Below are 13,074 nucleotides of genomic sequence, written 5' to 3' on the forward strand. Positions count from 1 at the left end.
TCGGCGTCTTAAGGACGCGTCTCATTTTGGCGGCTGCACAGCGCGCCGGCTCTGCGCGCGCGTGGAGGGATTTCTATACCAGCCGCCCCCGCTTAACATTTCCCCGCCGGCTCTGCGTGCGCGGGAGCGGGTATCGCGTTGTGCGCAGCGCTTTTTTGTGCGGCTGGAGTTGATAAAGGCCGAGTCGCCCGTTGACGCAGGCGCGCGCGGCGGCTTGTGGTAGCGGCCGGAGTGTCCGCGCGCTTGTGGCGTGGCCCCGCCTCGCTGTGCGTGCGCGCTCACTGCGCTTTGCCAGTAGCCTCCCCCATTTCCTTGCCGTGAAAATCGATACCACGCTCACCCCGCAAAAACTCCAGAAGAAGGTCGCTCGCGTCTTCGATTTGGCCGCCCAGAAAATCCGCTCCATCGACAAGTCCTGGGACAGCGCCAAGGGCACGCCCGTCTTCACGGTCAAGGGCCGCTACACGGCGCGCGGGTGGACGGAGTGGACGCAGGGCTTCCAGTTTGGCATGGCGCTGCTCCAGTTCGACGCGACGGGCGAGGAGGCGTTCCTCACGCTGGGCCGCGAGAAGACGCTGCGCTTCATGGCCTCGCACGTCTCGCACATCGGCGTGCACGACCACGGGTTTAACAACGTCTCCACCTACGGAAACCTGCGCCGCCTCATGCTCGAAGGCGCCATGCCGTTTAATCAGGACGAGCTCAACTATGCGGAGCTCGCGCTAAAAGTTTCTGGCGCGGTGCAGGCCGCCCGCCACGCGCCGACTGATCAGCGCGAGCCCTGGTCGCCACTCGTCGGCCAGCTGCCCGGGGGCACGAAGTCGGCGGCAAAGTCCGCTCACCGGCGGCCCGCGCCGGGCCTCGTCCCCAGTGGTTATCTCTACTCGTTCAATGGCCCGCAGTCGCTCTTTGCCGACACGATCCGCTCGCTGCGCGCACTCGTCCTCGCGCACTCTCTGGGGCACGCGCTGATGGGCGAGGGCGACCGGCGGATAAACCTCCTGCACCGCGCCATCGAGCACGCGGCGACGACCGCCCGCTACAACGTCTTTTTCGGCGCGGGCCGCGACAGCTACGACCTGCGCGGGCGGGTCGCCCACGAGTCGATCTTTAATCGCAACGACGGCCAGTTCCGCTGCTCCAGCACGCAGCAGGGCTACTCGCCCTTTACGACCTGGACGCGTGGCGCGGCGTGGATCATCTGCGGCTACCCCGAGCAACTGGAGTTTCTTGAAACCATCGACGATGCCGAGCTGCGCGCAGTCGGCGGGCGGCGCGCCGTGAGCGAGCTTTTCCTCGAAACCGCCAGGGCCACGAGCGACTACTACATCGACGGCTACTCCGCGCTCGACGGCGTGCCCTACTGGGACAGCGGCGCGGCCAGCATCCACGCGCTCGGCGACTACCGCGCGCGCCCGGCCGATCCCTACAACCCGCACGAGCCGGTTGACAGCTCGGCCGCCGCCATCGCCGCCCAAGGGCTCATCCGGCTGGGCACTTATCTGGCGGACAAGGGCGAGCCGCGCGCCGCGCGCCGCTACATGCAGGCCGGCCTCACCGTCGCCAATACGCTTTTTGCCGAGCCCTATCTTTCCACCAATCCGCAGCATCAAGGGCTGCTCCTGCATAGCGTTTACCACCGGCCCAACGGCTGGGATCACATCCCCAAGGGGCAGAAAGTTCCCTGCGGCGAATCGTCGATGTGGGGCGATTACCACGCGATGGAGCTGGCACTCCTCATCCAGCGTCTGGCGGAGGGCGAGTATTACACCTTTTTCTAAAAAAACACGCGGAGCTGCTCGCGGGTTGTAAAGGTCGGCAAGCGCGTCACTGCCATCTTGCCCGAGCAAATACTTACGCTTTTCCCCGACCAGTCACTCCAGCCCTGAATACACAACAACGCTACCTCTATGAATACTATGGTCCGCCTGCACAGGGTAGTTATCCTCGCCCTGTTTCTTGCACCATGACTCGCCTGCCCGTTGATTTGTATTCGCTGACGCGGGCGGAGCTGGGCGAGTCGCTGGCCGAGTGGGGCGTAAACCCCGTGCACGCGGGGCCCGTGTGGCGTGCGCTCTATTGGCACTGCGTGAGCGATTTTCGGGAAATGGAGGCGACCGCAGCCGTGCCGCCCCGCGTATGCGCGGTGTTGGCGGAGCGCGCCCGCCTTGGCGTTTTGCCAACTGTGCAGGCGGTCGATTCGAGCGATGGGTTTACGCGGAAATTCCTCCTCGGGCTGCACGATGCCGAGCGGATCGAGACCGTCCTCATGCGCTACACGGGTCGGGTGACGGCCTGCGTGAGCTCGCAAGTCGGCTGCGCGATGGGCTGCGTGTTTTGCGCGACGGGCCAGCGCGGCTACACGCGCCACCTCTCGGCGGGTGAGATCGTGGCTCAGGCCGTGCACGTGCAGCGCGAGCTACTCCGCGCTGCCGCCGCTGCCGATGGTGCCGGCCAAATCGCGGGCGGCTCTGGTGCGGCGCGTGCTGGGGAGCAGCGGTTGCGCAACATCGTGCTGATGGGGATGGGCGAGCCCCTGCACAATTACGAGGCCGTCATGCGCGCCGTAGACATCCTCAGCGACGGCACGGGGCTGGCGATTGCGGCCGAGCGGATCACGCTCTCGACCGTCGGTGTGGTGCCCGAGATCTTGCGGCTCGCGCGCGAACGGCGTCGGGTGCACCTGGCGGTTTCGCTGCACGCGGCGAGCCAGGCCGAGCGCGCCGCAATCGTGCCCACCGCGCGCAAGTGGCCGCTGGAGCAACTCATCGACGCCTGCCGGATTTACAGCGAGAGCACTGGACGGCGGATTTTTTACGAATGGACGCTGATCGAAGGCCAAAACGACTCGCCCGAACAGGCGCGAGCCGTGGGGCGCCTGCTCGCAGGGCTGCCTGCGCAGGTGAACCTGATCCCGCTGAATCCGACGCAAGGCTACTCGGGCGCGCCCACACGCAGCGAGGCCGCCCGCCGCTTCCAGTCCGTGCTGATCGACGAATTTGGCATCCCCTCAACCGTGCGCCAACGCCGCGGGATCGATATCGCCGCCGGCTGCGGCCAACTGGCCGGCCCAAGTCCCGTTCCGCCGTTGACCGATTAAACTCACTCCGTGGCTCGGTTCCTATCGCCTTTCCACTACAGGCGGACGCAGCGTGCCCCCTTGGTTTACCTACTGGCTGAGGCAGAGGGGCAGGGAATAACAGGCGGGAGAATCAAGCGGTCTGCTCTTCGGGGAGTTTATAGGGACTGATACGTATTTGGTGTAAAAATACTTGTCATCTGGGTGTCGGATTTTACCGAGTGCCTACGCTTCTCCTAACACCTGTCCCCGCCCCAATGTCTTCTGTCTGGATAACTCTATTGAGTTGTTTTTCCCTGCCTGACCGCTTGCGTTGCCGTTGCGGCTGCGGGCTGCGGGCTGCGGGCTGCGGGCTGCGGGCTGCGGGCTGCGGGCTGCGGGCTGATTTTTGCGCCTTTATTAGCGCGTCAAGTCTATATTTGCCGGACAAGCGGGAAGCGGGCGGATCCCAAGCGGTTTATTTTCGGGAGCTTAGCCGTATTGGGGCGCCCTTTTTCAGGCCTGCCATGCTCGCTGTTTATAAAGACGAGTAACGGATCTTTTGATGCTTTCCCTACATCGCCCTGCTTTGGGGCGATAGCTAGTAACATAAAACCCTAACTAAAAGCGTATGACCCTACATCGAGTATTCACCCTGCTTGCAGTGGCTGTGCCTCTGACAAGTTTTGCTCAAAATCCCCCATCGAATCAATATATAGATCAGGCCAATGAAGATGAGATGGTCTATTTATCTCCCTTTGAGGTTTCTTCTGATCGGGTGAGTGGCTATCGAGTGACTGACTCGGCTTCGATGCGTCTTCGCCGGGCACTGATTGATACACCGGCGACCATCAATGTTATTACGAGTGATTTTGTCGATGATATTGGCGCGGCCTCAATCCTGGATGCGACGCAGTATGTATCCGGGATGAGCACGCCTGTGCTTGGTGGCATAAATGGTATTCAAGAGCGGCAGACGGTGCGTGGCTTCGAGATCTTCGGGGCCACAGTGGATAACTTTACCGGCCTGGGCTCCTTCACTGCCAACATCGAGCCTCAGCTCATGGAGCGCATCGAGGTGTTCAAAGGCCCCAATGCCATCCTCGCTCCCAATGGTGTGGTCGGCGGCTCGACCAATCTGGTGACCAAGTCGCCCAAGTTTGAGGATCCCGCGCACGTCGCCCGGGTGGAGCTGGCCGACCAGCACTATGGCAACCGCCTGAGCCTGGACTCGACTGGTCGCGTGCCCGGCACGGAGCGTTTTGCCTATCGCATCGTCAGCAGCTATCGCGATGCGCCCTCGGTCGTGCCCGGGCGGCTCAAGAGCAAGACGTTTAACCCGATGCTCACCTGGGCGATCTCCGAGAAAACCCAGATCAAGCTGAAGGGCTTTCTCTTCAACTGGGGCCAATACGGAGCGACGGCGGCCAACGCCAATAACCTGCGCCTCAGCCACGACCACCCGCATGGAGAGGTGGTTTCTGTGGGCAGCCTCGCTCCGGGTTACGAAATCGGCAGCTCCAACGGGCAACCGGAGTGGACGGTGCGCGAAAACAAGATCCGCCGCGGCACGCTCGAAATTTTGACCGCGATCGGCGAGCACCTCAACCTGCGTGTCGCCACCCTCCAGCATTACTCGCATACCTACAATGATGGCGGGGAGGTCTTTTCGTGGCGGCCGGGGGACTGGAATGCCCGGCGTATTAACCCCGAAACCGGCGAATACAGCAATGTGGACTGGCAGCTACAGGACCCCACCCAGCCGTGGCACGAGGTGACCAATCGCTACGTGGGTAACGCCATTGATTTCTCGCCCGAATACAGCCCCAGCGCCTATGGCCCGGCGGCGGCGTGGGCGCGCGAGAGCTATAACCACGACTGGGCGCGCGAGGCGCATTATCAAGTCGACCTTGCGGGCAAGTGGGAGTTTGGCGGGGCCTCGGGTGGCGTCCCTTTTGCTACGCTCAACACGGTCACTGGTGCCGCCCGCACGCGCAACTGGACGCATGCCAAAGCCTACAAAGTGCAGGAAGACCCCGTGCCGAACTACGATTTCAGCAAGCCCTTCTTCCCCCAGCCGCCGCGGCCGACTGGCACTCTGGGGCCCACCGTGATGGATCGGCACAATGGCCACCTGCGCCGCACGAAGAACCAGCTCTACGCCCATGCTCAGGTCGATACCTTCCGCGGGCGGCTGCTGCTCAGCGGCGGTGTCTCGTATCAGGAGCGCAACTACCGTGGTAACTACAACCGGCTCTCTGGCTCCGTGGGCAGCAAGGCCAAGGGCTCGAAGAAAGACCCTTCCTATGCCGCACTCTACAAAGTGACGCCCTGGGCCTCCGTCTACGGCAGCTACTCGACCAACTCCGACGTGGTGAGCGTCAATGGCAGCACCGGCGAAGTCAGCCTCTGGAGCGACGGCAAGCAGCAGGAGGGCGGCCTGAAGTTCGAGTTTTTCAACCGCCGCCTCTCGGTGACCACTGCCTATTACGAGCTGAAGAAAACCAACGTGGCGACCCCGCACCCGCTGCGCTGGCTCGACCCGACGCTCCCCGACAACCTGGCCGACATCACCAACGAAGGCATCGAGTTTGATGTCGTGGGGCAGGTCACGACCAACCTCACCCTCATGGCCAGCTACACGGACATGAAGATGCGCGATCAGGTCGGCCGCCGCCGCGCCAACGTCCCCGACGTGATGTACAACGCGCTGCTCCGCTACGGGTTTTCGAGCGGCCCGGTGAAGGGCCTCAATGTGTACATCGGCTTCACCCACTCCGATGACTCGGTCGGAGAGAATCTCTCTGAGGATCGCACTTCGCTCGGTGAGATTATACAGCCCAGCTTCCGCCTCCCGGCGCGCACGGTCTGGAATGCGGGGGCGAGCTACGACTTCGGCTCGCTGCGCTTCCAGCTCAACGTGGAAAACCTGATGGATAAGGAAGTGCTGATGTCCTCGGGCGGTCGCCACGCGATCGGGTTCCTGCCCGAGCGCAACATCCGCCTCACAACCTCGTATAGCTTCTAAAGGCGAAACCCGGGTGGCGCGTTTCCGCTGGAGCGCGCCGCCCTTGTTGAGTGCGCCCTGACTCGCCTCGCTCTTCTCCCCGGCGGGCTGCTGTGAAAGGCGGCCCGCCTTTTTTGTAGGCAAAGGACTGAGTGCGCGCTTTCAGCGCACTCAGGCCATTTGGGAGGTGCGTGCGCCCCCTTGGTTTACCTACAAGTCGAGCGCGCTGAGGGCTTGGGTGAGGAGGGGTTGGAGGGGCGGAGTCTCGGGGCTGTCGGACTCGCGGAGGGTGGCGGTGAGCTCTTCGAGAGTGGCGGGCTCGGCGGTGCCGAGTTCGCGGGCGCGGGCGAGCAGGGTTAGCGCGGCGAGCGCGGTTGCGGTTTCTTCGGGCGTGCCGCGTGTGCCGGTGGCGTGGTCGACGGCGGCGCGTAGCGGGGCGTCGAGCGGCGGGACTTGCCCGCGGTCGAGCACGTTTTTGCTCGCGAGGAAGAGCGTGAGTGAGGTGCCGAGTGTATCCAGCCAGCGGCTGGGCTGCGTGGGCGCGGCGTAGCGGAGGGGAGCGGCGGGAGGGGAGCCGCCCTCGCTCGCCCCTCCCTCCTCGGCTTCGCGCCCCTCCGGCCCTTCCCGCCACTCCATGAACTGGCGCAGGTAGGCGTGCAGTTTACTGAGCTCGGCATCGGCGGTGGCGGGCGTCCAGCGCAGGACGATTTTCTTGCGCTCGCGAAATTTGCGCACTTCCCACACGCGCAGCGTGAGCGTGTAGTCGCCGCTTCTTTGCTGGAGCGCGCCGGTGAAGATGTAGTCAAGCCCTCCCGCTCCTCCCGCCGCTCCCTCTTGGGCCGCCGACTCGACGAGCTGGCGGAGGTTGTCGGTGGTCCACTCGTTGGCGAAGAGCGCGTAGTGGCCGGGCTGGCCGGGCGTCCCTTGCACGCCGATTGCGGCGAGTGGCGCGTAGAGCGGCGAGTAGCTAAAAGTCTCGGCGAGCCATAGCGGGATCGCACGGCTGAGGCGGCCCATTTCTTCTTCGGGCTGGGCGGCCAGTGTCATGATGTTCTCCAGCCCCGGGAGTGCGAGCTGGGCGAAGGCCACGCGGCGCACGCCCTTCGCGCCTTCGCGCGCGGGGAAGAGCTCGCCGAGGGCGTCTTCCAGTCCGTAGCTCCAGATGGGTTTGCTGATGGTGACGAGGTTGACCCGCGCGGTTTCGTTTTGCTGGGTCGCCACCGAAGCGTCGAGGGCCCCGCCCTCGGGGCCAACGCTGGGGGAGATGGGACCGTCGCTCGCGAACTGGCCCTGCGCCATGAGCTCGGCAATCGCGTTGGAAAAGCCGTGGAGCCGCTCTTCGAGCTCGGGGCGGCCCAGGCCGAAGAGGATGTCGAGGATGTGCTGCGCGGCATCGACGTTGCGCAGCGCGATGTAGGCTTGCAGGAGGTTGAGGCCGGTGGCGGGGCCGTGTTTTTGGGCGTCGTAGCGCGGGCCCACGATTTCGGTGATCTCGCGCAAGTGGCCCGTGCTGCCGAGATCGCCAGAGATGGTGACGAGCACATCGGCGCGTGCGCCCGCGCCGCCGGATTCGTCGGCGAGGAGCTCTTCGTAGATGGCGAGCGCGGCGGCGCTGTCTCTCGCGTCGAGCCGTTCGCGGGCCTCGACCAGCCGTTGCCGCGCGGAGCCTCGGGCCGTGCTGTGTGTCTCGGCTTCGCCATCGGTGCTGGCCGTGGTGTCCGGGCTTTGGTGCGCAGGGGGCACGGTGGCTGGGCTGCTTGCCTGTGAGGTCTGGCCTGCCGGCGCGGGAACCGATGCGCGCAAGGCAGGAGGGGCTGGGAGGGAGGGCTTGCGCGGGGTAAAGAGGCGGTCGAAAAGTCCCATAGGTTTTTGTACCCAAAGCAGCGGCGCCCCCGGCTGGCAATCCGCGTTTGACCGCGCCGCCGCCCACCCGCTTAAAGCTCTGCTTTTTTTCGAACTCCAACCAGCCGGAGCCCTGTCTCGGCTTCCCGCCCTCTTCTTCCTCCCAGTGAACCGCGTCTACATAAAAACCTACGGCTGCCAGATGAATGAGCGCGACAGCGAGGCGGTGGCGGCGATGTTGCGCGGGCGGGGCTACCGGATCGTGGACGATGAGAACGCCTGCGACATCATGCTGCTCAACACGTGCAGCGTGCGCGACGCCGCCGAGCAAAAGGCGCTGGGCAAGGCGGGCTACGTCTCCGCGCGCAAGAAGCGGCAGCCGGACTTCGTGATCGGGATCCTGGGCTGCATGGCGCAGAACCGTGGCGCGGCGATTCTCGATACGTTGCCCGACGTGGATCTGGTGATCGGCACGCAGAAGTTTCACCAGGTGCCCGACTACCTCGACAACCTGCGTGCGGCGCGCGAAGCGGGCGTGCCGATCGGCAGCTCGATCGTCGATATCGCCGAGGAGGCGGGCTCGCAAAACACGATCCGCGACCACCTGATCGATACGGCGGATGCGGGCGCGGGCCCCGACGGCGAGGGCCCCCCACCCGCGCCGCAAGTCAGCGCCTTCGTCTCGATACAGCAGGGCTGCAACATGGACTGCCACTTCTGCATCGTCCCGAAAACGCGCGGCGACGAACGCTCGCGCCCGATGGAGGCGATCGTCGCCGAGTGCCGTTCGCTGGCCTCGAAAGGCGTGCGCGAGATCACTCTGTTGGGCCAGATCGTGACGAGCTACGGGCGGCGCGACTACGCGCACACGGGCGGTGTCAGCCCCTTCGTCCAATTGCTGGAAAAGGTGCACGAGATCGAGGGCATCGAGCGGATCCGCTTCACCTCGCCGCATCCGCGCGGGTTCAAGGCCGACCTGGTCGAGGCCTACGCGCGGCTGCCCAAGCTCTGCGAGTACGTGCACCTGCCGATGCAGAGCGGCAGCGACCGGATCCTGCGCGCGATGAACCGGCCCTACTCGCGCGAGCGCTACCGGCAGATCGTCGAGGCGCTGCGCGCCGCGCAGCCCGACATGTATTTCTCGACCGACATCATCGTCGGCTACCCGGGCGAGACCGAGGCCGACTTTGAGCAAACGCGCGAGCTCTTCGAGGCCTGCAACTACGACATGGCCTACATCTTCAAGTACTCGATCCGCAGCGGCACCGTCGCCGCCGAGCTCGCCGACCAGGTGCCCGAGGCCGAGAAAGAGCGGCGCAACCAGGTGTTGCTCGACATCCTGCGGCGCAACTCCGGGCGGCGTACCGCGAGCCTCATCGGCACCACGCAAGAGGTGCTCGTCGACGGGCCCGACAAGACTGGCCGCCGCTTCACGGGCCGCACGCGCGGCAACCGCGTGTGCATCTTCGACGCCGATCCGCGGCTCATAGGCCAGCTCGTGCCGCTGCGGATCGAGCGCGCCTCGGTCAGCACGTTGTACGGCTCGCTCGTCCTCGCCGGTGTGGACGCGACTGCTGCCGAGGGAGCTTCCGCCGCGACTCCGCTTGGCGCTGCGCGTTCTCCCCACGTTTCTGCCGCTTGATAAAAACTCACTCCTCCGCCCTCTCGCTCTCTTCACGCTCTCGCCGCACTTTTATCCAAACGAACCATGTCACTCACGCTCGCCACACTGATTCCCGCCGCCCTGCTCCTCGGCCTTGGCCTCGCGCTGCTCAGCGGTCGGGCGATTGTCGCCGCCCTGTGCAAGCAGTGGCCGCGGTCGAGCGCGGCGGCGCTACTGCTCTTTGGCGGCGCGGCACTGTGGTTTCTCTACAAAGTGTGGCACCTGCCGGAGGCCGACTTCGGCAGCCACCGCACCTTGCTTGCGATTGGGTTTGGGGCGATTGCCGCGCTGTCCTTCAAGTACGTGCCTGACTTTTTGGCGGTGCGCGGGGTGGCGATCCTCGTGCTCCTCGGCGCCTCGCCGCTGCTGGATGCGGCCTACATGAAGTACGAGCTGCCGCAGCGGCTGTTTCTCGTGAGCCTGGTTTATCTGGCGATTGCACTGGCGCTGTACCTAGGGGCGGTGCCCTACCGGTTGCGCGATTTCTTTGAGTGGCTGTTCGGCCGCCCCGCGCGTAGCCGTGTCTTTGGCGCGATGCTCGCGGCCTACGGTGCGCTGCTCGTTTTTGTCGCCACCACATACTAAAGTCAGCGCTTACCCGTGCGGGCGATTTTTTCGGTTAACGGGATTTTTCGCCGCTGCGGGTTTTCTCTCACTTCCCCCACCGACTGACTTCCTCCCTTTTCCCGTGTCTGTGACTGCTCAAAACCGAAATCCTTTATTCGTTGTCATTGCTGGCCCGACTGCCTCGGGGAAAAGCACGCTTTGCGAGCGGCTCGTAAAGGAGCCCCAGCTCGGCTTCGAGCGCGTCATCACGACGACCACGCGCGCGCCGCGCCCGGGCGAAATCGATGGGGTGCACTACCACTTTTTGAGCCCCGAGGTTTTTGAAGAGAAGGTGCGCGCCGGTGAGTTTCTGGAGTGGGCCTGGGTGCACGGCGACCGCCGCTACGGGACGCTCGCCTCGTCGGTGATCGAGCCGCTCAGCCGCGGGCAAAACCTCGTCGCCAATGTGGACGTGCAAGGCGTCGCCAGCCTGCGCGCGTGCTGCCCGCGCTTTCCGCTGTTGGCGCGAAGCCTGGTTCCCGTTTTTATCAACATCACGCCCGAGGAGCTCCAGCAGCGGATTCGCGCGCGCGGGACGGACGATGAGGCGGAGATCGCCCGCCGGATGGCCACCGCCGAGAAAGAGCGCGCTGCGGCCAGCCAGTTTGAGCACCAGATCCACAGCGGCAGCCGCGACGAAGACTTCGCCGCCCTGCTCGAAATCATTGAGCAGGCGAAATCCCATCGGGGCTGAACTCCTGTCGCGCCCGCTCGGGTGCTGCCTCAGGCGACGCTTGGCACGCGCTGCTGAGCGATGTATCTGCGGCGTTGTTTCTTCCCCCAATACCAAAGCCCGAGGCCGATTGCGCTGAATATTTCGCCGTAAGTCGCGGGTTCGGGGAGGCCGGGGATGATTTCCCAATACGTATTGTCATACGACCTGAGGCTCCCTTTGGGAAGGTGTGTGCCTTCAAATTCTATATTCTCGAGGATATCGTCTAAAAACCAACTGTCCTTGCGAACAAACAGGCGGTGAAGCCCACTTTTCCAGCCCGTGACGAGAAGATGGCTGTCGCCCTCGAAAATCAAGTTGTCGAGGAAAAGATGACGGATGCCATCCCGCCGTGATCGGTAGCCGAATGACAAGATGCCTTCTCCTTTTATGCGGATCAGCCAAGTCGAGCATCGGCGGTGGGAATGCACGTACTTTGGTCCCAAAACGATTATCTCTGCGCTAAATCGATTATTTTAGGGGGGAAAGGTACAAAATCGATTACGGCACCGAGGAGGCGGCAATTGAGAGTCCCTCCTCTTTTTTCGAGCCGGATTTGGGGCGGCGCTACGTATTGGCGGGGCGGCCGGTGAACTCGGCTTCGCTGCCGTTGGCCACGTAGTGGCAGCCTTTGCTGATGGGGTTGAGGCTGGCGGCGCGGACGACGAGGAGTGCGGTCTCCACGGCGTTGCGCAGCTCGACGAGTTCGCGGGTGACGCGGCAGTCGCGGTAAAAACTCTGAATCTCCTCGCGCAACTCCAGCAGGATCCGCCGCGCGCGGGTGAGCCGCTTGTCGCTGCGGACGACGCCCGCGTAGTTCCACATGGTCGAGCGCAGCAGTTGCAGGTCCTGGCGGATGAGGGTCGGGTCGGCATCGCGTCTGGCGGCTTGCCAGGCGGAGGGCTCGGGCAGGCGAAAGCCCGTCGGGCCGAGCGCGGCGATTTCCTGCGCGTCGGCCAGCGCGGTAAACTGCGCGCTCGTCAGGCACTCCAGCAGCGAGGTGCTCGCCAGGCGGTTCGCGCCATGAAGGCCAGTGCAGCCAGTCTCGCCGATGGCGTTGAGGTGGCGCACATTGGTGCGGCCTTGCAGGTCGGTGTGCACGCCGCCGCAGGAGAAGTGCGCAGCGGGGACGACCGGGATCGGCTCGCGCGTGATGTCGACGCCGTACTCGGCACAGCGCGCGAGAATCGCGGGGAAGCGGTCGCGGATGAACTCGGGCGCGAGCGCGGAGAGGTCGAGGTAGACGCAGGGCTCGCCACTGGCGGCGAGTTCTTCGTGGATGGCGCGCGAGACGATGTCGCGCGGCGCGAGCTCGCCGAGCGGGTGGGCGGCCTCCATGAAGCGCTGCTTGCGCGCGTTGATGAGGACGGCGCCCTCGCCGCGAATCGCTTCGGTGATGAGGAAGCGCGGCGCGTTTTTCTTGAAGAAAACGGTGGGGTGGAACTGCACGTACTCGAGGTCGATCAGCCGAGCGCCCACGCGGTAGGCCATCGCGATGCCGTGGCCGACGCTGCCGGGCTGGTTGGTCGAGTGGCGGAAGATCTGGCCCAGGCCGCCGGTAGCCAGTACGGTTTTTTTGGCAATGATGGCGTGTACCTCGCCGCTCGCCACATCGAGCACGTAGGCGCCGAAGCAGGTGAGTGGCGCGTAGCGGTCGGCGGGCCTGCGGCTGTTGTGCGAGAGGGTGAGCAGGTCGATCGAGACCCAGCCGCTGCGGCGCGTAATCTCCGGTGTGCGCTCCACGCGCGCGGCGACCTTTCCCAGAATCGCGTGGCCGGTGGTGTCCTTGGCGTGGATGATCCGGCGGGTGGAGTGGCCGCCCTCGCGGGTGAACTCGAGGTCGCCCTGAGCGTCGCGATCAAAGGCGACGTCGAGCTCGTCGAGCAGGAGTGCCTTGAGCGCGGCGGGGCCTTCGCGGACGAGGTGCTCGACGGCGGCGGGGTTTGCCGTGCCATCACTGGCGGTGATGATGTCGCTGGCGAGCCGCTCGGGAGTGGCCGAGTTTTCGTAAATGATGCCGCCCTGGGCCCAGTCGCTGTTGGCGGCCAGCGGTGCGTCGAGGCAGAGCAGCTCCACGCGCAATCCGGCGCGTGCGGCATGCAGCGCGTAGGCCGAGCCCGCGAGGCCCGCGCCGATGACGAGGCAATCTGTGCGAATGATCTGCATGAAACGTGATGTGTTTTGGG

Annotated in this window: 9 protein-coding genes; 6 read left to right on the top strand and 3 right to left on the bottom strand. The window is 64.7% G+C overall.

Going from position 1 to position 13,074, the window contains the following annotated elements:
- The first annotated feature begins 317 nt into the window (after nucleotides 1-317).
- The 3 genes from AXK11_RS00460 to AXK11_RS00470 all read left to right on the top strand — a co-directional run bounded on the left by AXK11_RS00460 (nucleotide 318) and on the right by AXK11_RS00470 (nucleotide 6,086).
- Nucleotides 318-1,781 (top strand): glycosyl hydrolase, encoded by a 1,464-nt coding sequence (locus AXK11_RS00460; RefSeq protein WP_068628294.1) that lies wholly within the window; start codon nucleotides 318-320, stop codon nucleotides 1,779-1,781.
- 185 nt (nucleotides 1,782-1,966) lie between these two features.
- Nucleotides 1,967-3,100, top strand: a complete 1,134-nt coding sequence (gene rlmN, locus AXK11_RS00465; protein ID WP_068628238.1) for a dual-specificity RNA methyltransferase RlmN — start codon at nucleotides 1,967-1,969, stop codon at nucleotides 3,098-3,100.
- 589 nt (nucleotides 3,101-3,689) lie between these two features.
- Complete coding sequence (locus tag AXK11_RS00470; RefSeq protein WP_082780707.1) at nucleotides 3,690-6,086, top strand: TonB-dependent siderophore receptor; 2,397 nt, start codon at nucleotides 3,690-3,692, stop codon at nucleotides 6,084-6,086.
- A gap of 189 nt (nucleotides 6,087-6,275) precedes the next feature.
- Here AXK11_RS00470 and AXK11_RS00475 read toward each other — a convergent pair whose 3' ends face one another.
- Nucleotides 6,276-7,808: a hypothetical protein gene (locus tag AXK11_RS00475; protein ID WP_156469112.1), complete on the bottom strand. Its 1,533-nt coding sequence runs from the start codon at nucleotides 7,806-7,808 to the stop codon at nucleotides 6,276-6,278.
- Nucleotides 7,809-8,073: 265 nt separating this feature from the next.
- Between AXK11_RS00475 and miaB the strand changes: the two genes are divergently transcribed.
- From miaB to AXK11_RS00490, 3 genes are all read left to right on the top strand, one after another.
- Nucleotides 8,074-9,549, top strand: a complete 1,476-nt coding sequence (miaB, locus tag AXK11_RS00480) for a tRNA (N6-isopentenyl adenosine(37)-C2)-methylthiotransferase MiaB (protein WP_082780708.1) — start codon at nucleotides 8,074-8,076, stop codon at nucleotides 9,547-9,549.
- 66 nt (nucleotides 9,550-9,615) lie between these two features.
- Nucleotides 9,616-10,155, top strand: coding sequence for a hypothetical protein (locus AXK11_RS00485; protein WP_068628241.1), 540 nt, complete (start codon nucleotides 9,616-9,618; stop codon nucleotides 10,153-10,155).
- A 103-nt stretch (nucleotides 10,156-10,258) separates the two neighbouring features.
- On the top strand, nucleotides 10,259-10,870 hold the full coding sequence (locus AXK11_RS00490; protein ID WP_231865705.1) for a guanylate kinase: 612 nt from the start codon (nucleotides 10,259-10,261) through the stop codon (nucleotides 10,868-10,870).
- A gap of 29 nt (nucleotides 10,871-10,899) precedes the next feature.
- Here the strand turns inward: AXK11_RS00490 and AXK11_RS00495 are convergent, their stop codons facing one another.
- Complete coding sequence (locus AXK11_RS00495) at nucleotides 10,900-11,262, bottom strand: hypothetical protein (RefSeq protein WP_068628245.1); 363 nt, start codon at nucleotides 11,260-11,262, stop codon at nucleotides 10,900-10,902.
- Between the two features lie 193 nt (nucleotides 11,263-11,455).
- A complete protein-coding gene (locus tag AXK11_RS00500; protein WP_068628247.1) occupies nucleotides 11,456-13,054 on the bottom strand; it encodes an L-aspartate oxidase in 1,599 nt (532 codons plus the stop codon).
- Nucleotides 13,055-13,074 lie beyond the last annotated feature (20 nt).

The sequence above is a fragment of the Cephaloticoccus primus genome, from assembly GCF_001580015.1.
In the GTDB taxonomy this organism is placed as follows: domain Bacteria; phylum Verrucomicrobiota; class Verrucomicrobiia; order Opitutales; family Opitutaceae; genus Cephaloticoccus; species Cephaloticoccus primus.

What these genes read in the sequence shown, in the direction of transcription:
- rlmN (WP_068628238.1), top strand. Translation starts at nt 1,967, where the DNA reads ATGACTCGCCTGCCCGTTGATTTGTATTCGCTGACGCGGGCGGAGCTG.
- AXK11_RS00470 (WP_082780707.1), top strand. Translation starts at nt 3,690, where the DNA reads ATGACCCTACATCGAGTATTCACCCTGCTTGCAGTGGCTGTGCCTCTG.
- AXK11_RS00485 (WP_068628241.1), top strand. Translation starts at nt 9,616, where the DNA reads ATGTCACTCACGCTCGCCACACTGATTCCCGCCGCCCTGCTCCTCGGC.
- AXK11_RS00500 (WP_068628247.1), bottom strand. Translation starts at nt 13,054, where the DNA reads ATGCAGATCATTCGCACAGATTGCCTCGTCATCGGCGCGGGCCTCGCG.